Below are 23,652 nucleotides of genomic sequence, written 5' to 3' on the forward strand. Positions count from 1 at the left end.
GCCCGATGGCTTGCCATCGGGCGGCACCATGGTGGTGGTCCCATCAAGTGAAGTCGTCGACGGAATAGAACATCGGGTTCTGCAGCCACTGGTCGAGCGCACTGCGGCGCCAGCCCACGCAGCGCGTGGCAATGCGTGACTGTTTGGGGAAGGTCCCGTTCTGGACCTTGCGATAGAGCGTCGCGCGCGAAAGCCCGGTTTCCTTGAGCACCTGTGGCAGACGCACGAACGAATTGGGTGAGGCGGTATTCATGTGGCACATCCTTCCTGTTTGATGGGTTGGATTGGCCGGCCACGAGTAGAATTGGGGCGTTGCGGGAAAAGCGCAAGAACCTGAGAATTCAGGGAATGTGGCATCTGCCGCGAGCACGCTGCCCGGTACACCCGCGCGTACCGGTACGACCTCGCACGAACACCAAAAAAATTTTGCGCGCAGGGGCTGCGCGGCGGACAAACCGCGAAGTTCAGCGGTGTCACGCAGTCTACCGCCCCCAATCGGTCTCACCGCGCGAATCAGTCTTGCGCGGCGAGACCGATCAGGACGGTGCCCGGCGCTGCTTGCGTCTGCCGTGCCCGGTCACTTCCGCGACGTGGTCCACCAGTGCTACAACGATGTCGCGAACCTCCCCGGCGGCAAAGCCTCCCGTGTCGGGCTTGATGCCGTGGGCGCGGCTAAGGTCGTTCCATTTCCAGTAGGGCGAGAGCACGTCCATCAGCCGCTCGGTTTCCGTGTCCTCGCAACCGAAGCCAGTGGCATTGGCGTAGGCCAGGGAACGATCGACATGGAGGCCGATGTACTTGGCGCACCACGCGTCGGGGAAACCCACGTCGAGCAGGTGCGACGACATCGCCAGCTGCGCGACGATGCCGGCCGAGTAGAACAGATAGGCGGTGTCATCGGCCATGGGCGAGAACAGCGACCCCATAAACTCGCCTGCACGCTGATAGCGATCCAGGCTGAGCGCGCGGCCTTCGCGCGTGCGCAGGAGCCGAACGGGCCGCGCATCGTAGCGTCGCCATAGCGCGCCGAGCTCAGAATTCTCGCTCGGCAACGTGATGATGGCAGCGCCCAGCGCGGGAGCGCCAAGGTGGGGTGAAGTAGCAGGAACGATCGTGTCCATATGTACCTCCGGTCCGCGTCAGAAGCGGGGAGCGGAAGGCCTCAGGTCATCACGCGGACTGACCCCGAGCTCCCGCACGCGTGCGCGCGGGAGCCGCCGGAGCTGGTAACATGCGAAAGCACATGCGCCGCCGCCTTTAACCCGAAGGTTTGGACATGCGCGACGGCACCCCGGAAAACCGTGTTTTCCGAGCTCTTTGCTTTCGCGGGATTACCAGTCCCGGCGCCGCCTTTTGCGCAGCGCGGCGCCACGATATCAGACGCGAATCCGCGCGCCAAGTTTTTGCGTGAATTATGGAAAGTAGGGCGTGCCCCTTCAGCTCTTGGACGAGGATACTCAAAAGGTTACGGCGGGGCCGATGCGGCGCCGGCGACACATCATGAAAGCTCCGATGCGGGGGGGCGGCTTTAGGCCGCGCCCACCTCACCCGACCCTTCACACAGCGCATTAGGAATCATCGCCGCCAGGGTTTCTTCAGCACAGGCGCGACCGGCCCCTTCTTTGGCATCGAGATCGTGTCGGATGCATTGCGGCGTGCGCGATGACGCAGAGGACGATGACGAAAGGGGTGTCGTCCATGCCATTTGTTCGGAACGCATCGCCGTGCTGGAGGAGACTGCGCGGCAGGGAGAGTGAGGTATAGCCGCCGCGTTGATTTCCCGTATCGAACGGATTTTCATCCGCATGGTCCGAGTCTGGGACAAAACTGTCGTTTCCGATTACTCCCCAGGACGACCGCTATCGACATGATCGGACATTCAGAAGACTACCAATTGTGCAATCGAGTGAAGCGCTCAACGCGGGCGCATCGATGGCTGTTACGACGAGCAGGAGGCGATGGCCGAAGCGCGGCGAGCGCGCTCCCGCTGGGCGCGGCGCTCAAGCGGGCAGGCGGCAGGTCCAGCCCATCGGGACACGCAGAGTCTCCCCGCTGGCGACGTCGCGACTATACCCGATCTTCAACAGGCGCGCCGGCACGATCAGCTCTTCCTCGAGCCATGCCTCGAATTGAGCCTTGCTGCGCTGGCGATAGTAGATTTTGTCCTCGTCGTCGTCCCATGCCGGAAGATCGTCGCTATCGCGGCGCAGAACCTGCTGGCCGGCGACGAACACCTCGAGCACCGCATCCTTCTCTTTCTCGCCCAACCGTACGTCGGCGATCACCTCGTGACACTTGCCGGGAATCGCATAATAGCGCCCGGCATAGGGCAGGAGGCAGGCGGCGATGAAATCAAAGCTCGGCTTGCAGGCCGCAAAGCGTTGCAGATCGAACACCTCGTTAAACCGGCGGAACTTGGGCTGATCGCGGAGCGTCCCGGTCTTGTCGAAGAAAATTTCGAACAACATGCCATCGAGCAGGGCCTTGCGGTCATTCTTGTCGGTGCCGGTCGTCTTGGCGGTGAAGTCGTTGATATAGGCGATCGCGGAATTCGCGTTGCCGGCCGCCGACTGGTAGATATTGCGGCCAAGCACAAACAACGTGTCGGTCGCGACCTTGGCGATCAGCGCGGGCGTAATCTCGTCGATCGCCGGGTTTTGACGCGGCCAGGTCAGCGTCTTCAACGAGGCAATGATCTTGTGGCTCTTCTTGGACGTATCAAGCTCGAACAGGTCATCGCCGAGCGCCGCAGCACCATAATCGGTGATGCGTGCGGCGACGCTCAGGTTGAAGTAGAATTCGCCGGCGAGCGATGTGTGCTCCCATGAAATCTGCTTCTGCGCGGTCGTAGCGCTGAGCGTGTTACGGACGCGCTTGAACATTGCTTCGACGGTCACGTCGGGCGTGGCGATATGTTCGAGCAATGCAGCGGTATAGGCGCCGTTGCGACCCTTGCCGTCGCCGGCGAGCTGCCCGGGCGACGTTGCATAGGCGATCAATGTGCCGCGCGGCGCATAGACAGGCGCAAGACCGCGCTCCTCGCCCCCGCGCCACGCCCGCGCCCAGGGATTGTTGCGGCAGGCATCAAGAATAATGATGTTGGTCTTGGTGTCCGCCGCCTCCATCGTATCGATGACCTTGTTGAGCGCGAGCGACGAATGCTTCGCCTCGGTCTCGTCGGCCGTCTTCACATCGATCGCCGCGAGGAAATTCTCGCCCCCAATCTGCACACCGTGACCGGCGAAAAAGAACAGCCCGACATCATGGCCTTTGAGCGCGGCTTTGAAATCGGCGAGCGCCTTGTCCATCTGTTTGTGCGTGCCGTCGATGACGATGGTCACGCTGAAACCGCAGGCGGTGAGGACGGCGGCCATGTCGGTGGCGTCGTTGGCCGGGTTCTTGAGCTTACCCGCCTTCTTGTATTTCGAATTGCCGATCACCAGCGCGGCGAGCGAACGCGACATCAGATCAACCCTATATCCTGGAGGAACGCCGCGAGCTCGGCTTCGACCGCGCTCACCCGGACAATCGCGGCCTGATCGAGCCTCTCTGCCAAGCGCGCCGAGGGCATCGCCTTCTCGTAATTCGCCCAGCGTTGCACGAGTTGCTGGCCCGCGACCGTCGTCGTTGGCGGCTGAAACTGGCTGCATCCTTCAAGATGCCGGAGCAGGACGGCCTCATGGCAAGGTTTTTGCCAGACCAGATGCAAGCCTGCGGCGGCGGCGACGCCGGCGATACGCTGGTCGCGTTGCGATGCCTGGCCGAGCTTATCATCGTCGAGAAGGACGAAACGCCGGGCATAGGGTTCGCCGCGTCGGCCTTCACGCTCGTCGGCGCGCTGTGCCGCACGCTCGACGATCGCCAGCGGATCGCCCCCGCCCGGTTGCAGCAGTACAGCATCGAGATGGACCGCCAGTCGGGCATCGTCGGCAAGACGCGCTAGGAGCGCGACATAGGCCTGCTCGCTTTCACCCTCGCATCCGACGAACAGCCGGCGGCGCTGCGGGATGGCCCGGCGGGCTGGATGTCGTCGTGGCGGCCTCATCCGATCTGTGGCACCGCGCCGTAGGTGCCGCCAAGATACTTGCGGTAGTAATTGTCATTGCGGCGCACAGCCTGAATTTCGGACAGGCCGTAGACCTCCGAGCGCCCTTCATGGGTTTTGGCGCAGAAGATCACCTCTTCCTTGACCAGATCCTCGAGCAGCGACGCATTGTGGCAGGTCATCCAGAGTTGCGCGTCATGCGGGTTGCGCAGCGGATCGTAGAACCAGCGCAGGATCTCCGGGAGCACCAGCGGGTGGATCGCGGAATCAAGCTCGTCCATCACTGCGATCCCGCCGGTCTCCAGCGCGCGAAGCAGATAGGGATAGAGCTTCAGGAAGGTCCGCGTGCCATGGCTTTCGAGCACCAGCGGCACGAGACCATCATGGCCCTCATGCGCGAACAGTGCGATCGGGCCGTTCGCGCCCATCTCGAGCTTCATCGACCGGATGCCCAGATCGATCCGCTCGATCTCGCGATTCAGCGCCTGCACAAGGGCGGGATTATCGGCATAAAGTCGAACCATCTGCTCCTCGATCCCGTCGGTCCGCTCGATCAGAATGTTGGAAAAGACCGTTGTGGCAGCTTCCCAGATCGACGTTGCAAATGGATGCTTCAATTGCGCCAGCGTCGAAATGACGCTGGCATTGGGCCGCAGCACCTTCTCAAGCGCCTGGCGAAAGCCTGACAGGCCGAACGCACTGGCCGCCGTTACCTTGCCATCGGCGTCGCGGTCGAAGAGACGCACCTTGCGGCCGGTGTCGGGTGGCCAATAATACATCGCCTCGCCCAGCACCGTGTGATCACGGCCGATCTCCAACTCATATTGGTAGCGGCATTGCAGGGCATCCTCGCTCGAGTCCGCCGGGTCGGCGAGGCCGGCGAGCGACACGGCAAGGCGCGTCACATCTCCACGTCCCCCGACACTGTTGAATTTTTCGAAGGGCAGGCGAGCCCCGGGTGCGATGCTGAAACTATCGCGCACGAACCAGGCGATGAACGACAAGGCGCGCAGCACCGTGGACTTGCCCGAGGCGTTGGGACCGAAGATCGCCACCACCTTGGGTGCGCGATCCTTCGACCCGGCCCATAACGGCGCGAAACGTCCCGGCAGGTCGGGCGCATTGGCCGCCACGCGCAGGTCGATCAGCTGCGCATCGCGGATGGAGTAGAAATTCTCGATCTCAAGTTCGTACAGCATGTTTCATTCCCGTGGCGCATCGGATATAGGGATATACCGCCATTTTGACAAGAAATCGTCAAACTTTGGCTGAGGATTGCTATTTTGGGACAAACAGGGCCGCACTCGCGGGTTTCCTGATGGTTCAGGGCGAGCAGGAAAGGACGGGCATTATGCCATTGATCAGCGTGCAGTTTGGCGCCGGAGGCGTCTCCGTCGAGCGAGAGTTCGAGGTCGCGCCGCGGGTCGGCGACATCCTTCACATCACTTATGGCGATGAGCAGTATGACCTGCTCGTCGATATCGCGCAGCATTCGGAAGATCCCGAGGACAACAGCATGCGCTATTTCGTGCATGCCGAAGTGATCGAAGATCTGTCGGCCGAGCTGAAGCGGCAGATGGATCGCGGACGCGGCTGAGATGAGTGTGCCCACGGACTTCGAAGACGCGCTAGGAGAGTCGCTCGACGTCATCGACCGCGAATTGGCGAAGGACGAGGTGCCGTTGCGCGACCGGCCCTTGCGGGCCGCGCGAGACTTCGTGACCTATTGCGTGATGCAGGTCGCGGTGGGCGAGGAGATCACCGAGCCCGGCAAATTCCTCGACTACATGGCGAGCGACTGGTTCAAGGCGATCTATGCCCGCACCATAGGCTGGTATACCGCGCGCTACGGCCAAGCGGTGAAATCAGGGTCCGGCAAATCCCACACCGGCTGCACCCTCGTACTCGACACGCCGTTTGCGATGCGCATCCCGGTCGTGACGAAGCGGCCTGGCCAACCCGGCGAGACCATTTGGGTCTGCTTCCCCAAGCAAGTCGAAGACGACGAAGACCCGCTGGAATGGATCGTCGATGGCCCCAATGTCCGCGAGCTGCCGCGCAGCGATGGCCTCAAAGCGCGCCGCCAGGCGATCGAGATCGCCAATGCCGTTCGGGCGATCGTGACCTCGATCATGGCAATCGAACTTCCGACCACGCGCGTCGAAGGCATGCGCGACGCGATCCTGCCCCATCTCGATCGCGCCGCATCGCTTATCGCGCGCGACCGGCCCGAAGAGCGCAAACATGCACAATGGGATCTGCAGATGGCCTGCGAGCTCGCCCTGAAACTGCTGTCCGAGCAGCGCTCGGGCAGCTTCAAGGAAAGCCACGATCTTTATCACCTCTACGACAGCCTTCCTGACGGCCCGTCGCCCTTCAAGCGCACCGTCCTGCGCGGCATCCCCAATTGGCAGCTGATGGCCGAGTGGCGATATGGCGGTGGCCCGGCGATCAGCACGGCGCAGGCATTCGCCCGCTATCGCACCGCGCTCAAGGTCGTGGCTGGCGTTGGCGCCGTCGCCGAGCATAAGCTACGCTTCGGTGGGGCACGGATCGAGATCAAGCGCGCGCCTTATCTGCATGAGGATCCCGAAATGTATCTTCCGCGGCGCCGGGCGGCCACGGACGAGGAAAAGGCATGAGCGAGAGCGAGAATACGTCCGGCGAGGGCGTTCCGTCGGCACGGATGTTCGCCGAGCTGGGCGCCGATCGGAACCGCCGGGCGGACGCGCATGCAACCCTGCGCGATAGCGCGCCCTATCGTGGCGCCATTCGGCAGCTCGATCGCTATATTTTCGATTATGGGCTCGGCATCAACATGATCGAGCTGATGGCGACGCGCTGGCACGCCTTCTTCGACGAACGCATTTCGCTGCGGATCAAGCCGCATCTCGTCCAGTCGATGATCGCTGCCAGTCACATGATCCGTGAAGGGCTTCACGACCCTGCGCGGCGCGAAATGCGCTTCCTCGTCGAGGCATCGGTCAAGGCGCTCTGGCTCGATCAGGGCAGCCCCGCCATTGCGGGCAAGCCGGACGGCGCGCAGAAGCGTCCGCCGCGCAACGTCGCCGAGAAGGTCGCGGCGCTGGACGGGCTGGGACGCGAACGGTTCGATCAGCTGGTCGACAGTCTGCGCTTCGGCATGCTCGATACCGCCGCCGGCGCAACCTATCGGCAATCTGCCAAAAGCCTCTACGGCACGCTTTCCACGACCACCCATATCTCGTCGCGCGATGTATCGCGCGATCTCGCCAATTTCGAGAAGGGCAAGCACTTTGCCTTCGAGACCATCGCCGACGTGAACGCCGTTGCCCGCCTTTTGCGCCAAGTTCTCGACCTTGCGCTCGCCAGCCACTTCGAAGCGTTCGATCACGGTCTCGTAGGCGACATATTCGAGCCGGCGTTCGCGCCGGGGTGGTCGTTCCTCAAGATGCCGCTGGTAGGCGCGATCGACCGGCATTTCGACTACAAGGCAGAGCGCCAATGGAAGAAAGAGGCGGGGTAATGACCGATGCGACAGTCTCGACTACGGGTGACTCGGGCGGCTCGGTCGACGGTGCCGAAGAGACCTGGGTCGTTCGTTTGTTGATCGACACCAGCGTGTGGCTCGATCTCGCCAAGGATTATCGGCAACGGCCGACGCTCGCCGCGCTCGAGCAACTGACCAAGGCCGATGCCCTGCGCCTGTTGCTTCCCGACCAGGTCTCGGCCGAGTTTGCGCGGAACAAGGAGCGCATTATCCGGGAAAGCGGGCAGAGCCTGTCGTCGACCTTCCGCCGCGTCCGCGATGCGGTCGACCGGTTCGGAAACGCCGAAGGTAAGGATGTCGCGCTCGTCCAGCTCGGCGACATCGACCATCGCATCGCCATCCTGGGAGAAGCGGTCAATGAGTCGATCGCCCAGATCGAGGCGCTCTTCGCTGGCGCCGAACATATCGCTACCAGCGACGACGCGCTGCTTCGCGCCGCCGAACGCGCGATCGACAAACGTGCGCCGTTCCACAAGCCCAAGAACAGCATGGCGGATGCCGTACTGATCGAGCTCTACGCTGCCGCCGCCGCCGATGAGGTGACGTCAGACGACGTCTTCGCGTTCGTCACCCACAACAAGCATGATTTCAGTGCGGTCGGCGCGGACGACCGCGCACCGCATCCCGACATCGCCGACCTCTTCGACGGCGAGCGATCGGTCTATGCCACCAACCTGGTCGACCTGCTGGGCGACATCGCGCCGGACTGGGTCGAGGAGCTCCGTGCCGAATTCGAGGACGAGATCGAGCCGCGCAAGCTGTCCGAGCTTCTGGCTGCCGAACGACTGCTCGAGCGCCAGATTTGGTACAGCCGCCATGGCTTACGTGCGCAGATGATTGCCGAGGGCAAGACCAAGGTTCTGCCCGAAAGCGAGTATTCGCGTGATTCGTACAAACCCAACGAGATCCTTGACACGATCTGGACCGGTGCGCTCGCAGCTGCAAAGCGGGTAGAAGAAGAGGTCGGTCTCGAAAACCTCGGCCCCTGGGACAACTTCGAATGGGGTATGTTGAGCGGAAAGCTCAGCGCGCTGCGCTGGGTCCTCGGCGATGAATGGGATAACCTCGATACCTGACGGGATCCACGCATCATGCGGATTTTAGGAGTGCCATGTGCAATCATCATGGCTACGCGCATCTCCGGTAACAGGAGCGGAGCGGAGCGGATCAATCTGAACGGCCGAGATCTGGTGGAGAGCCGCCCGGCGGCTCCACGGCGGGCGAATGACTGATCCCGGCACGAGCAGTCATCCAACCGTCAGTCCGAGAACGGCTTGAATTGGTCGCGAGTTGCCCCCGGCTGGCGGCGATCACATCACTACAATCGAGGCGCTAGCGTAGGACGCGATCTTCTCCCATCCCAGGGTTTCATAGAGTGCCCGGCCATCGTCGGTGGCGACCAGCAGTTCGAAACTATGGGGATCGCCCCTAGCCTCGTGCAGGGTCTGCATGAGGACATGCCCCAAGCCTTTGCGGCGATGCTCTGGCTCGGTCACAATTCGGTCGTAGACGAAGACGCCATCTGTCTCGGCGCCGTAGCCGCTGGATGCCAAGATGCCGATGTCTGTGACAATGCGGACTGATGTCACGGGGCCAGACTGCTCGACCGCGATAGAGTATCCGTCTGCGAGTTGTCGGCGGGGCATTGGGCCATTGGTCCGCATCACATGGCTGGGCGCATGGATGGTCCAGTGTGCTGGCAGCGCGGCACGCAAGGCCTCCGACGTGTCACAGACCTCACGAACTGGCGCGGCTGATGGATCGTACGGGCAAGCTCCTTGAGCCCATCACTAATGCACGGAAACACCCATCGGACAGTTTCCATTTCTGATCCGGTATCGACGCGGAAACCGCCATGCTCGGCCACTGGCATGGGCAACCCGCGCGCCAGCGATCGCGCGGCGAGCCAAGCATGCAGCAGATGCGGATCAAGGCCTTCGGTGTTCATCACGCCTCGCCCATCGAATTGTGCCGTTCGGCATGGCCATGCCGACGAGTCCGCCAGTCTGCTGGTATTTATTGTCGCTGGCTGTCATCCGACTGCCTTGTTGCCCTCGTCGATTGCATCGGCCAGCATTGCCGCCAGCGCTTCTTCAGCTCGCGCACGAGCCGATGCATCCTTGGCGGCCAGATCGTTGCGAAGCCACTGCGGTGCGCGTTCGATCACGCCGAGAATGCGGGTCTTGGTCTTGTCGTCCATACTAGTCCCTATGGCGACGCGGCTGGCTGCGGGCAACGTGCTGGCGACGGTTTGTGGGACGCGCGTTGCCGGGTGCTCAGTCTTTGTCGCCGGCCTCGGCAAAAGCTCGCCGCCCGCGCCGCTGCCACAGCGCCAGTTGATTGCCGGTGTCGTCGGACTTTAGCTTCGCCGCCGCTTCGACCAGCAACCCAAAGATCGCGGCACGATCATCGTCGGTCAGTTCGACGATGCCAGCCTTGGCGACCAGCCCGCCCAGCTCGATCAATTGCCGCGTGCGTTCACGGCGCTTCACCTGCCAGACCCTTGTGTCATGCCGCGCCTGTTGCAGAGCCAGACGATGACGGGCGCTGGTCGTGCGGCGCTGCTGGTTGCGCGTTGTCGCTAGTGCGTGGGCCAGAAGCCTGTTCGGTCCGCTCGCCAGAAAAGAACGCAGCGCCGCGTTTGCGCCATGCCTCCCGTCGCGTCGGATCGGTGATGGCGGCAATCGAGAGCAGCGCGCCGGCCAGCTCTTCGATTGTAAGGTGATCGGCGCCAGTGGCTTCAACCAGTTCGCCCAACTGGCTCTGCTTGCGTGCCTTGAGTTGCTTGGCCTTGGCGGTGAGAGCCTTGAGGTCCTCGTCATAGTTGCGGGGCTTGCGCATGTCTGGTGTCCTGTGACGGCGGTCTGTTGCACCGTGAGGCCTTCCAGTTATCGGCCTTGACGATCAATGCCAATTGCCTGAAACCTCATGGGATTCTGCCGTCCCGAGAATGATGAAATCTTTTGAGGGCGCGCTTATACGTCGTGCCGACGTGCGCTTTTGGGCGTATCTGGTGTGTCGCCATGGCGATCTATCACTTCTCGGCCAAAGTCATTTCGCGCGGTGGCGGCTCCAGCGCCGTGGCCGCCGCCGCCTATCGCTCGGCCGATCGGCTCTATGATCAGCGGCTCGACCGGCACCACGATTTCTCCAACAAGACTGGCGTCGTGCACAGCGAAGTCATGCTGCCCGAGGGCGCGCCGGAAGAATGGCGCGACCGGGCGACGCTGTGGAACGACGTCGAAGCGGTCGAAGTGCGCAAGGACGCGCAGCTGGCCCGCGAGATCGAGTTCGCCATTCCCCGCGAGATGAGCCAGGCCGATGGCATCGCGCTGGCGCGGGACTTTGTGCAAAGGGAATTCGTCGACCGGGGCATGGTCGCCGATCTCAATGTGCATTGGGATGTCGGACCCGACGGCCTCGCCAAGCCCCATGCCCATGTCATGCTGGGCATGCGCGAAGTTGGATCGGATGGCTTCGGCGGCAAAGTGCGCGAGTGGAATAAGACGGAGCTGCTGACCCACTGGCGCGAAGCCTGGGCCGAACACGTCAACGAACGGCTGGCCCAGCTCGATATCGACGCGCGGATTGATCACCGGAGTCTCGAGGCCCAGGGCATCGACCTGGAGCCGCAGAACAAGATCGGCCCAGCCGCAGCGCGCATGGCCCAGGAAGGCCTGGTCCGCGAGCGGCTGGAAGAGCATTTTGCCATTGCCCGGAGCAATGGCGAGAAGATCCTCGCCAACCCCGGCATCGCGCTCGATGCGATCACCCACCAACAGGCCACTTTCACCGATCGCGACCTTGCGATGTTCGTGCACCGCCACAGCGAGGGGAAGGACCAGTTCGATGCCGTGCTGGCGGCGGTGCGCAGTTCACCCGATCTTGTCCGTTTGGGTCCTGACGGACGCGGCGAGGAGCGCTTCACCTCGCGCGCCATGCTGGAGACCGAACAGCGGCTAGAACGTGCGACCATCTCGCTGGACGCGCGGCGCCACCATGGCGTCAATGACCGTCACCTGGAACGCGCGCTCACCCACGCCGAGCAACGCGGCATGGTGCTCTCGCCTGAACAGCGCGGCGCGTTGGAGCATGTCACAGAGGCACGCGGGATCAGCAACGTCATCGGCTATGCCGGCACCGGCAAGAGCGCGATGCTGGGCGTGGCGCGTGAAGCCTGGGAGTCGGCCGGCTACACCGTCCATGGCGCGGCCTTGTCGGGCATTGCCGCCGAAAACCTCGAAAGCGGCTCTGGCATTGCGTCGCGCACGATCGCCAGTCTGGAACATCAATGGGGCCAGGGTCGCGAGCTGCTGACCGACAAATCGATCCTCGTCATCGACGAGGCCGGGATGATCGGCACGCGCCAGATGGAGCGCGTCATCAGCGAGGCCGAGAAGCGTGGTGCCAAGGTCGTGCTGGTCGGCGATCCAGAGCAGCTCCAGGCCATCGAAGCCGGTGCCTCGTTCCGCAGTATTGCCGAGCGTCACGGCGCGGTCGAGATCACCACCATCCGCCGCCAGTCCGAGGACTGGCAGCGCGATGCCACGCGCCAGCTTGCCACCGGCCGCACGGACGAGGCGCTGACGGCCTATGAAGAGGCTGGCCATGTCCACGCCGCCGAGACACGCGAGCAGGCACGCGAAGACCTGATCGATCGCTGGGATCGAAATCGCATGGCCAATCCCGATGCCAGCCGGATCATTCTCACACACACCAACGATGAAGTACGCGAGCTCAACGAAGCTGCGCGTGGGCGCATGCGCGCCGCCCAAATGCTCGGTGAGGATGTCGGCCTGGAGGTGGAACGTGGGCAGCGGTCGTTCGCGTCCGGCGATCGCGTGATGTTCCTCAAGAACGAGCGCAGCCTGGAAGTGAAGAACGGCACGCTCGGCACGGTGGAAGACGTGAGCCAGATCGCCATGCGCGTGCGCACCGACGATGGGCGATCGATTGCCTTCGATCTCAAGGACTATGCCCATATCGATCACGGCTACGCCGCCACCATCCACAAGGCGCAGGGCATGACCGTGGACAGCGTCCATGTACTGGCAACGCCAGGGCTCGACCGCCATGCTTCCTATGTCGCGCTCTCGCGGCACAGGGACCAGGTCGATCTGCATTACGGCAAGGATGACTTCGCCGATCGCGATCGGCTTGTCCGCGCGCTCAGCCGCGAGCGCGGCAAGGACATGGCATCGGACTATGCCCGCGCACCCGAGCCTGCGCCCGAAGTGCAGCCCAGGCGCGGCATCTTCGACGGGCTCAAGCTCAAGGTGCCCAACTTCTCAGCCCTACCCGAACGGGTGAACTTTGATGGCCACCGCTTCAAGGTCTCCAAAGATCTGCTCCGTCCTGTCGCCCCGTCACCTGAAATCGCTTCAATCCCGACCGGCCCTGAAACCCGCGAGGCGCAACTGCGATGCGAGCGCATGGAGGCGCTGACACGCCATGCCAAAGCGATCGACGGGATCTACAGCGCACGTGGCCAGGGCGGCCGGGAAACTCCCGAACAGCTTGCCGAGCTCAAGTCCGCGCGCAAGGCGTTCGAGGAACTGCGCCCGCATGGGCCGCGCGATGCCGAGGCGGCCTATGCCAGAGACCCCAGCCTGGCGAGCGAAGCGGCACGCGGCAATGCCAATCGCGCCATCCGGGCGCTACAGCTCGAAACCGAGCTGCGCACCAATCCCGAGCTTCGCGCCGACCGCTTCGTCAGCCGTTGGAACGAGCTGTCCAACCAGGCCGATCGCCACTATGCGGCCGGCGACATCGACGCCCACAAGAGCGCGCGCACCGCCATGGCAAACATGGCCAGGAGCCTGGAGCGCGATCCGCAGCTTGAATCCCTGCTGGCCAGCCGCAAGGCCCAACTTGGCATCACCATGATGGACAGCCAGCGTAAACTAGGCCCCCAGCTCGCGTTCGAGCACGGCCTCGATCTAGGCCGGGGGCGGGGGCTCGGGCTGTAGGACAGGCCAAAGCCCGAGTCGCAAAGCCTTCGCCGCTTGGCACAATCTCAAGTCGCCTCAGCAGCATCCGCGCCGACACGGCCACCAATCTCACCCCTTCCAGCGAGGTTCCAGGGTCTGGCGTTCCAAAACTGGCACGGTTTAGCCTGCGCCTATGACCGAAACCACCGACACCGAAGTGACCACCGCCCAGGCTTTCGAGGCCGTGCGGCACGAGCTCAGCCTCCTGCACAATGCCGTTGCCAATCTGACGGCGGCACGCGAGCGAATCCCCGACCACACCGCCGCGCTCGATGGCATCGATCGCAGTCTGGGCAATGTCCACGCCCGGCTTGCCGCCATCGAACAGACACCGGCGGTCTCGCTGACGCCTGCCGAAATGGCCAAGCAGATCAACCTCGCCGCCCAGACGGTGCGCGCCGAGGATAGGCGCATGCTCGACACTGCCCGCGCTGCGCTCGACAGGTCTGCCGGGCAAATCGACAGCGTGGTGAAGCGCGGACAGGCTGCCGATCGGCAGATCGAGCGTCAGATATGGAGCGCGGCGGCGGGACTGCTTGCCGGCAGCTTCCTATGCGCCACGCTCCCCGGAGCCATCGCTCGGTCCCTGCCGGCCAGTTGGCATGTGCCCCAGTGGATGGCGGCGCGAACCATGAACATGGATCAGAGGGCCGCAGGCGAACGGCTGATCGCGACGGCGCGCAGGGAAGATCGGCCGTGATGGGGGAGGGACAGTCCAGTGAGGCTGCTTTCGGGCAGCAGCCGGCTGAAGCGGTCGCTTATTCATCCAAACCGAATGGCAGCAAGGCTCACCTAACGAGTAGTCAAGACCGAGGTGTAAAATGCTGGAAGCCGCCGTTCGTAGATGCCGAGAAAAGGCTCAAATGACTACTTCTGCTGAGCGGAAGGGCTGCTTACGGCTGAGCAACTCCGAAGATCGGCCGCTTTTTGAGGCAAACCAGGACGCCAACTTGACGCCCGTCCTTTCCCTTGACCCTCGACCCTCGACGCGGGCGTGGCGCGGGCAAACAGCTCGTGCCGCTCGACCCGCGGTTAAGGGCCTGAGCTAGAGGTCACGGGCCGAAGAATGATCGACCGCTTGATTTTACCTATTCCCGAGTGCCACAACTACCGGCTAAGTCATGTAGCTGTGACGGGGACGGTAATTGATCTTTTCTGTGGCTCGGGTGGTGTGACCACCGGGCTCAAGGCGGCGGGATGGAAAATTCTCGCGGCCGTTGACAACGACCCGGTCGCGGCGAGAACGTACCGTACGAACCATCCCGAGGTCATCCTGCTCGAGGAGGACATCCGCGACGAGAGCATTGGTGCCCGACTGGGAGCGGCGACAGGACATGCCGCGGTAGACCTGATGGTCGTCTGCGCGCCCTGCCAGCCCTTTAGCAGTCAGAATAGGAGTGGAAAAGCGGACAGCCGCGATCAGCTGATTGTGCGCTCGGTCGCGCTGGTGGAGTTCATCCGACCGCGCCTAGTGTTTTTTGAGAACGTTCCTGGGCTGGCTTCCCCACGGCACTCGGCGATACTCCATGAGCTCACCGATCGGATAGCTGGGCTAGGCTACCACATCTCCGGCCCGCTGGTCAGGGACGCCGCAGACTTCGGCGTTCCCCAGCGGCGCCGGCGTTGTATCATGCTGGCCTCGCGCTGCCGCGAAGCGGTTGAGTTGTTCAAGGCACTCGACCTCTCTGCGCCGCGCAGATCGGTGCTGGACGCGATCGGCGATCTCGCCCCACTCGGCCCAGGTGAGCAATCCCAGACCGATTCGCTGCACCGCGCCCGCCAGCACAGCACATTGGCTCTCCAACGGCTGCGGGCGATCCCCAGGGATGGTGGCAGCCGCCGCAGCCTTCCGCCTGCACTGCGGCTGGCTTGCCATTCCGACGATAGTTCCTTCCCGGATGTGTACGGACGCATGTCCTGGTCGACCGTCGCCCCGACCCTCACCACGGGGTGCACTGACGTAACCAAGGGCCGCTTCGCGCACCCCGAGCAGGACCGATCCATTACTCCCCGGGAAGCGGCGCGGCTGCAGACCTTCCCCGATGAGTACGCCTTTATTGGGAATTCGACCCAGCTAGCCCGTCAGATCGGCAATGCGGTCCCGCCATTGATGATCACCAAGCTCGCGCAAGGTTTCAGGGCAGCGCTTGACCTGTCGGTCGAATGTTGACGAAACCAACAGCAAGTTCCACGGTCGTGTCCTCAAGGATGAGCCGACAGCGCTCGCGCGACACCGGCCCGGAGTTGGACCTCCGTCGGTGTCTCCACCGCTGCGGTGCGCGCTTCCGGGTGCACTACCTCGTCCCTGGCCGGGCCCGGCGCTCCAAGGACATCGCCTTCCCCCGGCAGCGCCTGGCGGTATTCATCGACGGTTGTTTCTGGCGCAGTTGCCCGGAGCACGGCAGCGTCCCAGCATCCAACAGTGGCTGGTGGACCCCGAAGCTAGAGGGGAACAAGTCACGGGATGTGGGCACCGACAATCATCTACGTGCCTTGGACTGGACGGTTATCCGTCTATGGGAGTATATCTCGGTCGGCGAGATGGTGAGTGTCGTGCTAGGCGCCAGAGCGAACCTGCAGGACGAGCAGGGGAACCGCTGAGTGGCAAAGGTTAGAGTCAGGGCTCGTGCCGTCGACATGCTGGGGCGTCAGCAGATCGCGGGCATACCGACCGCTATCCACGAACTCTTCAAAAACGCTCATGACGCCTATGCGCATCTCGTGCGGGTCGATTACATCCACTCTTTGGATCTGCTGCTCCTGCGCGACGACGGGCTCGGAATGAGCGCCGAAGACTTCGAGACGAAGTGGCTGACGCTCGGCACCGAGAGCAAGGTCTTCGAGAACAATCCCAATCGAACGGTTTGGACCGGCCCGGAGGGCCTTCCCCGTCGGACCAGTCTCGGTGAAAAAGGCATTGGGCGCCTCGCTATCGCTGCTATCGGGCCACAGGTGCTCGTCTACAGTCGGGCGATCCGGAAGGAAGCCAACCCCGACCCGATTCTCGGGTTCGTGAACTGGTCGTTGTTCGAGCAGCCTGGCTTGGACCTCGATCGAATCGAAATCCCGATGCTCACCCTGTCCGGTGGTCGAAGGCCAACCGAGGAAGATATCGCTGGTCTGATCGCCGCCGCGGCACGCAATCTAGACGAACTAGATGATGTCATCGGGGCAGGGACGAGAGCCCTCATCCGCCGTGAGCTCGATGCCTTCGCCTTTGATCCTGGCGCCATCTACACAGCATTGGGGCCTTCCTCACTGGACGAACGACCCTATGGCACCCACTTCATCGTGAAGCCGACTAGCCCCGAGCTGGTCCTTGACCTCACCGTCAACCAACTGACCACCGGCGCCGACATCGGGGCGACTTCGCTCGAACGCTATCTCCTAGGTTTCGGCAACACCATGCGGGGCGCGGCGACCGCTCCGCCGATCACCGCCGAGTTTTGGGAGCACCGCTCCGATGGCTCGAGTGAGGACCTGATTGGACCCCGCAGCTTCTTCACGCCGGAGGAGTTTGCATCCGCCGATCACCACGTGGAAGGTACCTTCGACGAGTACGGCACATTCCGTGGTACCGTGCGGATCTACGGCACCGTCGATCACGAGTTCGTGATCGCACCTCCCTCCGACATACGGGGTGGCACTGCGTGCGGCCCCTTCGCGATCAACTTCGCCTACATCCAGGGTGCCGCCCGCGACACCCGCATGCCCTTGGACGAGTGGAAGAGGCTGGCCGACAAATGCGACCGCATTGGTGGTCTCTACATCTACCGTGACGGCATCCGCGTCCTCCCCTATGGTAACTCCGACTACGACTGGCTCAACATCGAGCGGCGGCGGACCTTGGCCGCCAAGGACTGGTTCTTCTCCTACCGGCGGCTGTTCGGAGCGGTGGAGATCACTCACCTGGACAATGGGAGCCTCGTCGAGAAGGCGGGACGTGAGGGCTTCCGTCAGAACCGCGCCTATCGGCAGTTTGCGGTATTGATCGAGGAGCTTTTCAAGCGGCTGGCGACCGATTTCTTCCGTGAGAACGCGCGGCTCACCACGGACTTCAACCAGATCCGCGCCATCAAGCAGCGCGAGTACGAGTTACTCCAGAAGCGCGCGAAGCAGGTGGCCGGCCTGCGCCGGACATTCGATCGCTCGCTGGAGAAGTTCTTCGAACAGGCTAGGGCCGGTGCCTTCTCAAACCGTTGCGGGGAGATCCGCGAAGAGTTCGACCGCAGGGTGTTGGCAATCAGAAACAACCCGGATCCAGTCGACGCGGGCGACCAGCTCCTGAGGCTCGAGAGCGAGATTCGAAGCGCTCTCGCAGGCGTCGAGGGCGCCATGGGGGTGACTCGACCTAGGGCATTCGGGCTGAACAAGCGCCAGAAGCAGGACTGGGAGGCGTACGGCGCCGAGAGAAGGCGTCAGCTGGTAGATAATGTCGAGCCTCTGCGCGAGCACATCGCGGCGGTGGTGCGCGAGATGGCGGAAGCCGGAGAGGTTCGGTTCGAGCTCCGCCTCCGTCTCGATCAGCCCGTCGAGGAGGAGAGCGAGACAGCGCTTTCAGCCGTGGGAAGTGCCCGCCGCTCGACCTCGACCGCGCTTGTCGAATTCGAGAAGCAGATCAGGGCTACGATAAACTCGAGCTGGGCGGATCTCGGTCGCCGGGTGGAGACCGTGAAGGCGGATCTGGCCCGTACTAACGTCGCGGAGCTCGACGCGGGGGAACTCGAGCGGCGCCGGGACCGCTTGATCTCGGACATCAGGGAAACCAGCGAACGCTCACTCCGTCTGATGCAGGGTCTGGATGTACAGCTGAGTTCGATCCTCACTGCGCTGGGCGATGACATGCTCACGGTAGACGTCACGGCCGCGCTGGAGAGTGAGAACGACGACCTGAAGGCGCAAGTCGATCAATATGCCGATCTCGCGCAGGTCGGCATGGCCCTCGGGCTGGTGCAGCACGAGTTCACGGGTCAGGTCCGGAACATCAACCGCGGGCTGGATGCGTTGCGTCCCTGGGCCGACCGAAACAAGTCGCTCGAGGGGCTGTATTCAAGGCTGCGGATCAGCTTCGAGCACCTGGAGTCCTACCTGCAACTGTTCGTGCCGCTCAATCGCCGCCTAAGTCGCAGCCGTGTGGAGGTCAGCGGGTCCGAGATCGAGGACTTCGTCAGAACGATCTTTGAGCCCCGCCTGGAGCGACATGGCGTCACTCTGCTCGCCACCTCGGAGTTCCGCACCCACGCTATGGTGACATATCCCTCGACGCTGATGCCGGTGTTCGTGAACGTGGTGGACAATGCGGTCCACTGGCTCGGAGCGCTTCGCGAAGGAAACCGGGTGATCACTTTAGACGCAGGACCCGAGGGCTTTCTCATCGGCAACACCGGTCCCGGCATTGATGAGCGCGATGCGGAACGGATCTTCGAGTTCGGTGAGACCGCCAAGCCGGGGGGACGTGGCATGGGCCTCTACCTCTCCCGTGAGTCCCTCAAGAGGGAGGGGATGGACATCCGCCTGTCGCGTGTAGGAGCCGGCCAGCACCCGCTGTTCCTTATCACGCCACCGGCCAGTGAAGTGTCGGAGGCCTGATGAGCGGAGCTATTGACTTTCCTGCGATCTGTAGCGGAGTGACGAAGAACTTCCTACGCACCGCAATCCTGATCGATGACGAAGCCTTTGTCGATCGTACGCTTCCGCTACCGCAGGAGCCCTTGATCGAGCCGGCTTTCCTCGGGGCAGAGGCAGCCGAAGCGAGCCACAGCGAACAGCTCACCGATGCCGGGCTGGCCGCCGCTGGTGGGCAGGCTGGGAATCTGAGCGGCGAGGAGCGATCGTCCGACGTCGATCTGAAGCCGCTCGCCGACGCCTTTCTCGATCAGCGCATCGTCTGCGCCGTCCTTAAGCCTGCGCAAACGGATGAGGATGACGCGATCGTCCAGCGGGCAGTGACGGCCTGCACAAACGCCGACGTCGTCATCCTCGACTGGTTCCTCCGCAAGGGCAATGCCGACCTCTCTCAGCGCGCACTTGTCGACCTGCTCCGTCAGGACCGCGAGCAAAATGGTCGCATGCGACTGGTGATAGTTTACACCAGCGCCACTCCCCTAATCGATCGCCGGAGCAACTTGGAGAGCCGGCTTACGGCTGAGGGGTTCGAGTTCGGACGACCGGAGGGCTTGCAGCCGACTCTGAAGGTTGGCTCAACTCGCATCGTCTTCGCAGAAAAGAGTTGGGGCAAGGAGGGGACCAAGGTCGCCGATCTACCGGTGCTGGCGATCAGCGAGTTCGCAAAGGAAGCTGAAGGATTGATGCCCGCCTTCGCGATGTCCGCAGTGGCAGCGGTTCGTGATGGGACGCATCATATTCTGTCGCTGTTCCGGAGCAATCTCGATCCCGCACTGCTCGGGCACCGCATGGTGCTCCAGGATCCGTCGGACACGAGCGAGTTCCTGCTGGGTGTCCTGCTGCTCCAGATGAAAGGCTTCCTCACGCGGAATGGTGAGCTGGAGAAGGTGCTCAGCCCCGCCACTATCTCCGCTTGGTTCGACCACCACGCACAGGGGGCGCTGGGCACCTTTCTTGGCGAGCAGAATATCTCCGCCGAGCTTGCGAAGGCGAGCCTTGTTGAGGGTGACGCAAAGACCAAGGTTCAAGGGAATGAGAAGGTTAAACTCCTGCACCGCGGTCTGTACCTGACTGAAGGTGCTGCCGATGTCATCGAGCAGGAGCGGACCTCCGAGTTGGCTCGTCTCAGCTCGCACGCGCGAGAGGCAGATGGCTTTACCCCCTCTCCCGCAGGATGGGCTCCTCACCTCACCATTGGTTCCATCGTTTGGATGAGAGCTGAGAACGCGGAGAGTGGCACATACATGCTCTGCACTCAGCCGATTTGCGATACCGTTCGCCTCCAGAAGGACACGTTCTTCTCTTTCACGACCCTGACACCCTCCGGGCAAGGAGAGGACTTCTGGCTGGTGGTTCGCAACGATGCGCAGCACGTAAAATTGAGAATGAACCTTCTAACTTCAGTCTCGACGAGGCATTTTGCCGGCTTCAAGCCAGACAGCGGTACTCGAAAGATCACTGCCAGAGTCGAACCGGTGACCGGAAAGTTCGTCTTCGAGGATGTTGACGGCAAAAAGTACACTTGGGTCGCAGACCTAGATCAGCTCAAGGCGCAACGGGCAGCAAGTGAGATGGCCAGCGCTCTTGGGCGGGTGGGACTCGACGAGTACGAATGGCTCAGGCGTGGAGGAAATCTCAAGGGGTGAGAGCTTACTGGCTCGTCCTCCTGCAAAGAGGATCAGCTCGGCTGCCCGAGTAACCCTCGGAGCCAAAGTGTACGGCAAGCCGCCCTCATGAGCACGGCGGACATACGGTCTTACGTTTCGTTGTCGACCCCCTGCTGCGGGGACGTCCGAAATCGCGGCGGAGGCCGCCCCTCCTCCCCCATTCTTCGCCTAAATCGGATACAAATCCGCTTCGCGAATCGCGGCTGAAATCAGTTCGATTCCGGCATTCGGAATAGAACCGAGATTGAAATTTACATTGATGGTTCAGTTGATGGAGATAAATGTATATACAATTATATTATTATTGATAATCATATAGTTGTCTTATCAATTCGATTCCGGCTCGGCGCAGCTGGGTTTCATCCCATACAGTGCCGATTTCGGTCTCAGCTGCCGCAGGCGACCTCGGCGATAGACCTCGCGATTGGGCGTGGTTGGGCGCGCGCGAGGCAGGGGGCTGCGGCGCCAGCGCTGCTCATTGATAGCGCAAGGTGTTCTCGAACCCGACGTTGGTCTTGGCCATCTTGGCCAGTTTCCTGAGGTTGGCGCGGACATATCTTTCAAAGCACCGGTCGTCATAGATGCCCGTGGTCTGATAGTCGTCCTGCCCCAGCAAGTGCTTGAGGCGGGCGGCGAAGGCGGTTTGGTCGCCCTGGCGCGCGGCTGCCTTTACGGCGCGGCAGACCCATTCCTCGGCGGCTGCCTTGTCATAGTCGTCCTGGCCTTCATATCCCCGCCGGTCCGCCGCGATCTGATCCAGTCGTGCGGCGTCGATGCGGCGTTCCAACCATGTGCAGACCACGTCGCTTTGCCAGGGTTTTGCCGAAACGCTCATCATGCTCTCCAAGCTTGTAACGGCCTAGTTGCCGTCTGCATCGACGACGAACACCATGGTCTTGCCGCGCGACATCGGCTCCCACCCGGCGAGCAGGGCGGCGCGAATGCCGCGTGACACCAGGGCGTCGCTGATTTGCAGCCGGCTGGGTGGCAAGCCTTTCAGCAGGCGTTTGGGAGTGGGAAATTCGAGGATCGCGCCACGCGGGGCATCTTGCTGGAGCAAGGCAACGGCCATGCCGCGCCAGCCATCAAACTCGCTCCATTGCGGCTCGCGTCGCAGTTCCCAATCGTAGCGAAGCCCGTCAACCTCGACGGTACCGGCAAGCCTGTGCATGTTTGACATGGCGATGCGGTTAGCAGGATTCCGTCGCCAAGCCACGGCAATGTCGACCGCATGATCGATGGGAAAGCGACGTGCGCCGTCTGATCATGGGCGCCGGGGCACTTCTTGCCGGAAGCGTCACGGAGCCGCTGCGGGTTTGGTGAGAGCCTGGCCTGCCTCTGCCGCAAACCTGCGGTTCCAGATGATGGCACTGCCCGAGATGACGGATACCAGGAGGAAGGCCAGGGAAAAATCACCGAGCGTCAGCACCCCGCGACCGGCCATCCGCGGGGCCAGTTCCAGCGTCGCTGCGGCGAGGCAGATGCCGAGCGACATGCTCAATTGCTGGAACGTGGCATAGAAGCTGGTCGCCGAACTCATGCGTGCTTCGTCGATATCGGCATAGGCGATGGCGTTGTAAGCGGTGAACTGGAACGAGGTGAAGAACCCGGCGACGAGCAGGATCAGGACGATCAGCGGCAAGGGCCATTCCGGTCGAAATGCGCCGCACAACGCATAGCCCGCCGTCCCCGCCAATCCGGACACGATCAGGCTGCGACGAAAGCCCCAGCGCCGCAGGATGCGCGGGGCCAGCGTCTTCATCGCCAGCCCGCCGATGGCGACCGAGACGGTCAGCGTCCCGGTCAGCGCCGCGGAAAAGCCGAAGCCAAGCTGGAACAGCAGCGGCAGGAGGAACGGCTGCGCGCCCTGGGTGATGCGCGCCAGCGATCCTGCAATGACCGACAGACGGAAGTTGGTGGTGCGCAGCAGCGCAGGGTCGAGGATCGGGTTCTGGGTGTGGCGCGCATGGAGCAGGTAGGCTGCGGCAAGCAGGCTGCCGAGAAGCAGCAGGGCGAGGGCCACGGTCCCCGTGCCGCTGCGGCTGGCGAGCTCCAGCCCGAACAGGATGCAAGCGAGTGCCGCCCCGGACAGGAAGAAGCCGGCCCAATCGAACCGCGCCTGCAATCCGTGGATGTTGGGCACCAGCATGATGGCAAAGACGATACCGGCAATGCCGATCGGGATATTGATGTAGAAGATCCAGCGCCAATCGAACCAGGTTACGATCATGCCGCCGAGCGGAGGCCCGAGGATCGGGCCAACGAGGGCCGGCATGACCAGCCACGACAGCGCCTGGACGATCTCGCTCTTGTCGACGCTGCGCAAGACCACCAGCCTGCCGACCGGCACCATCATCGCCCCGCCGATGCCCTGCAGGAACCGTGCCGCGACAAGCGATGGCAGGTTGAAGGCCAGCGAGCAGGCCACCGATCCAACGAGGAAGATGGCAATGGACAGGCAGAACACGATGCGCGATCCGAATCGATCGGCAAGTGTGCCGCTGGCCGGAATGAACAGGGCCAGCGCGATCAGATAGCTGGTCAGCGCAAGGCTCAGCGTTGGCGCCGCCACGCCCAGATCCCGGGCCATGGTGGGCAGCGCCACGGTCAGCACGGTACTGTCCAGTTGCTGCATGAACATGGCCGAAGCGACGACCACCGCCGTGCTCCTGAACGTGCGAGGACGCGCCGCGATGCGCTGCCACAGCCCCGCGGACCGTTCGATCGCCCTATCCGTGTTTGCGTTCAATCCCTTATCCTGACGAGAGAACCGTGCGGGTCATGTTCCAGAAGGCG

General features: G+C 62.9%; 22 protein-coding genes. 10 read left to right on the forward strand and 12 right to left on the reverse strand.

The window, feature by feature from the left end:
- Nucleotides 1-43: 43 nt before the first annotated feature.
- The 5 genes from FHW97_RS19440 to FHW97_RS19460 all read right to left on the reverse strand — a co-directional run bounded on the left by FHW97_RS19440 (nt 44) and on the right by FHW97_RS19460 (nt 5,244).
- Nucleotides 44-253, reverse strand: coding sequence for an AlpA family transcriptional regulator (locus FHW97_RS19440; RefSeq protein WP_169041624.1), 210 nt, complete (start codon nt 251-253; stop codon nt 44-46).
- Nucleotides 254-536: 283 nt separating this feature from the next.
- On the reverse strand, nt 537-1,121 hold the full coding sequence (locus tag FHW97_RS19445; RefSeq protein ID WP_171799542.1) for a hypothetical protein: 585 nt from the start codon (nt 1,119-1,121) through the stop codon (nt 537-539).
- 879 nt (nt 1,122-2,000) lie between these two features.
- The gene (locus FHW97_RS19450; RefSeq protein ID WP_171799543.1) at nt 2,001-3,464 is read right to left on the reverse strand and encodes a caspase family protein; all 1,464 of its coding nucleotides are present in this window, start codon (nt 3,462-3,464) and stop codon (nt 2,001-2,003) included.
- A complete protein-coding gene (locus FHW97_RS22395; RefSeq protein ID WP_171799544.1) occupies nt 3,464-4,045 on the reverse strand; it encodes an RloB domain-containing protein in 582 nt (193 codons plus the stop codon). Before FHW97_RS22395 ends, FHW97_RS19450 begins: the two co-directional genes overlap by 1 nt.
- Complete coding sequence (locus tag FHW97_RS19460; protein WP_171799545.1) at nt 4,042-5,244, reverse strand: ATP/GTP-binding protein; 1,203 nt, start codon at nt 5,242-5,244, stop codon at nt 4,042-4,044. Before FHW97_RS19460 ends, FHW97_RS22395 begins: the two co-directional genes overlap by 4 nt.
- 119 nt (nt 5,245-5,363) lie before the next feature.
- Between FHW97_RS19460 and FHW97_RS19465 the strand changes: the two genes are divergently transcribed.
- Genes FHW97_RS19465 through FHW97_RS19480 form a run of 4 tightly spaced genes read left to right on the forward strand, consistent with a single transcriptional unit; the run spans nt 5,364 to nt 8,650 of the window.
- Nucleotides 5,364-5,642 carry a hypothetical protein gene (locus FHW97_RS19465; protein ID WP_171799546.1) on the forward strand — a complete coding sequence of 93 codons (279 nt, stop codon included), beginning with the start codon at nt 5,364-5,366 and terminating at the stop codon, nt 5,640-5,642.
- A gap of 1 nt (nt 5,643) precedes the next feature.
- Nucleotides 5,644-6,687, forward strand: coding sequence for a hypothetical protein (locus FHW97_RS19470; RefSeq protein WP_171799547.1), 1,044 nt, complete (start codon nt 5,644-5,646; stop codon nt 6,685-6,687).
- Nucleotides 6,684-7,550 (forward strand): hypothetical protein, encoded by an 867-nt coding sequence (locus FHW97_RS19475; RefSeq protein WP_171799548.1) that lies wholly within the window; start codon nt 6,684-6,686, stop codon nt 7,548-7,550. Before FHW97_RS19470 ends, FHW97_RS19475 begins: the two co-directional genes overlap by 4 nt.
- On the forward strand, nt 7,550-8,650 hold the full coding sequence (locus FHW97_RS19480) for a PIN domain-containing protein (protein WP_171799549.1): 1,101 nt from the start codon (nt 7,550-7,552) through the stop codon (nt 8,648-8,650). Before FHW97_RS19475 ends, FHW97_RS19480 begins: the two co-directional genes overlap by 1 nt.
- A 234-nt stretch (nt 8,651-8,884) precedes the next feature.
- Here FHW97_RS19480 and FHW97_RS22180 read toward each other — a convergent pair whose 3' ends face one another.
- The 4 genes from FHW97_RS22180 to FHW97_RS19500 form a co-directional block, all read right to left on the reverse strand.
- Nucleotides 8,885-9,163, reverse strand: a complete 279-nt coding sequence (locus FHW97_RS22180; protein WP_370581493.1) for a GNAT family N-acetyltransferase — start codon at nt 9,161-9,163, stop codon at nt 8,885-8,887.
- A 443-nt stretch (nt 9,164-9,606) separates the two neighbouring features.
- Nucleotides 9,607-9,774: a DUF6771 family protein gene (locus FHW97_RS19490; RefSeq protein ID WP_171799201.1), complete on the reverse strand. Its 168-nt coding sequence runs from the start codon at nt 9,772-9,774 to the stop codon at nt 9,607-9,609.
- A 76-nt stretch (nt 9,775-9,850) separates the two neighbouring features.
- Complete coding sequence (locus FHW97_RS22400) at nt 9,851-10,066, reverse strand: conjugal transfer protein TraD (protein WP_171799550.1); 216 nt, start codon at nt 10,064-10,066, stop codon at nt 9,851-9,853.
- Between the two features lie 16 nt (nt 10,067-10,082).
- A complete protein-coding gene (locus FHW97_RS19500; protein ID WP_171799551.1) occupies nt 10,083-10,415 on the reverse strand; it encodes a conjugal transfer protein TraD in 333 nt (110 codons plus the stop codon).
- Between the two features lie 182 nt (nt 10,416-10,597).
- Here FHW97_RS19500 and traA point away from each other — a divergent pair, with 182 nt between their 5' ends.
- The 6 genes from traA to FHW97_RS19530 all read left to right on the forward strand — a co-directional run bounded on the left by traA (nt 10,598) and on the right by FHW97_RS19530 (nt 20,835).
- On the forward strand, nt 10,598-13,543 hold the full coding sequence (gene traA, locus FHW97_RS19505) for a Ti-type conjugative transfer relaxase TraA (protein WP_171799552.1): 2,946 nt from the start codon (nt 10,598-10,600) through the stop codon (nt 13,541-13,543).
- Nucleotides 13,544-13,697: 154 nt separating this feature from the next.
- The gene (locus FHW97_RS19510) at nt 13,698-14,264 is read left to right on the forward strand and encodes a hypothetical protein (RefSeq protein WP_171799553.1); all 567 of its coding nucleotides are present in this window, start codon (nt 13,698-13,700) and stop codon (nt 14,262-14,264) included.
- Between the two features lie 366 nt (nt 14,265-14,630).
- Nucleotides 14,631-15,734 (forward strand): DNA cytosine methyltransferase, encoded by a 1,104-nt coding sequence (locus tag FHW97_RS19515; RefSeq protein WP_171799554.1) that lies wholly within the window; start codon nt 14,631-14,633, stop codon nt 15,732-15,734.
- A 38-nt stretch (nt 15,735-15,772) separates the two neighbouring features.
- On the forward strand, nt 15,773-16,165 hold the full coding sequence (locus tag FHW97_RS22405) for a very short patch repair endonuclease (RefSeq protein ID WP_221190890.1): 393 nt from the start codon (nt 15,773-15,775) through the stop codon (nt 16,163-16,165).
- Between the two features lie 36 nt (nt 16,166-16,201).
- Nucleotides 16,202-19,153 carry an ATP-binding protein gene (locus FHW97_RS19525; protein WP_171799556.1) on the forward strand — a complete coding sequence of 984 codons (2,952 nt, stop codon included), beginning with the start codon at nt 16,202-16,204 and terminating at the stop codon, nt 19,151-19,153.
- 38 nt (nt 19,154-19,191) lie between these two features.
- Nucleotides 19,192-20,835, forward strand: coding sequence for a response regulator receiver domain (locus FHW97_RS19530; RefSeq protein WP_171799557.1), 1,644 nt, complete (start codon nt 19,192-19,194; stop codon nt 20,833-20,835).
- 496 nt (nt 20,836-21,331) lie between these two features.
- Here the strand turns inward: FHW97_RS19530 and FHW97_RS19535 are convergent, their stop codons facing one another.
- From FHW97_RS19535 to FHW97_RS19545, 3 genes are all read right to left on the reverse strand, one after another.
- Complete coding sequence (locus FHW97_RS19535; protein ID WP_370525478.1) at nt 21,332-21,643, reverse strand: hypothetical protein; 312 nt, start codon at nt 21,641-21,643, stop codon at nt 21,332-21,334.
- Between the two features lie 72 nt (nt 21,644-21,715).
- Entirely contained in the window at nt 21,716-22,036 is a 321-nt protein-coding gene (locus FHW97_RS19540; RefSeq protein ID WP_028657923.1) for a hypothetical protein, read from the reverse strand.
- A gap of 117 nt (nt 22,037-22,153) precedes the next feature.
- Entirely contained in the window at nt 22,154-23,515 is a 1,362-nt protein-coding gene (locus tag FHW97_RS19545; protein WP_370525477.1) for an MFS transporter, read from the reverse strand.
- Nucleotides 23,516-23,652: the final 137 nt, after the last annotated feature.

The sequence above is a fragment of the Novosphingobium sp. SG754 genome (genome assembly GCF_013149315.1).
Lineage (GTDB): Bacteria > Pseudomonadota > Alphaproteobacteria > Sphingomonadales > Sphingomonadaceae > Novosphingobium > Novosphingobium capsulatum.